This window comes from Streptomyces sp. A012304, from assembly GCF_026008495.1.
GTDB lineage: Bacteria > Actinomycetota > Actinomycetes > Streptomycetales > Streptomycetaceae > Streptomyces.
The window spans coordinates 1-568 of the sequence record NZ_BQUN01000167.1 but is presented as its reverse complement, the minus strand read 5'-3'; the positions used below and the strand labels follow the sequence as shown (position 1 = coordinate 568).

The 568-nt window shown below is 72.0% G+C and carries 1 protein-coding gene; it reads right to left on the bottom strand.

Going from position 1 to position 568, the window contains the following annotated elements; all coding sequences use genetic code 11:
• The coding region (locus ALMP_RS35380) for a LamG domain-containing protein (RefSeq protein ID WP_264935864.1) at positions 1-545 on the bottom strand (545 nt) is incomplete at its 3' end.
• Positions 546-568: the final 23 nt, after the last annotated feature.

Sequence of the window (568 nt, the reverse complement as noted above, 5' to 3'; positions counted from 1 at the left end):
GGCGACGGGGAGGCGGTGACGGACTCGCGGGCGCCGAGCGCCATCGGCTCGCCGTAGCGCAGCAGCCGCGAGGACAGTCCGTCGTACTCGTAGAAGTACGGGGCGTCCATCGGGTCGTGGACCTCGACGGTGCGGCGCAGGTCCCGGTCGTTGCCGAAGACGGCGGGGGTGCCGATCTTCCAGGTGCCGCCGTTGCGGTCGGTGTACTCCTCGACCCGGTCGCGTGAGGCGTCGTACTGGACCTCGGAGGCGATCCGGCCGCTCGGCAGGGTCGTCTTCGTCAGGACGTCGGCGGCCCGGCCGCCCTCGCGGAAGTGGGCCGTGACGGCCGCGGAGCCCAGCGGGTGGTGGTAGACGGCGACGTCGTCGATGGTGCCCGCGAAGGATTTGGCGGCGGTGGAGCCCCAGCCGGGCCAGGAGGCAGGGGTGGTGGCGTGGGCGGCGCCGATCTGGTTGTGGGTGAGGTTCGTCTGGACGGGCTGCTTCCCGGCGATCGTGCCGGAGAGCTTGCCGTCGAGGTAGAGGCTCTGGGTGGAGCCGGACATGGACAGCACCGCGTGGTGCCACT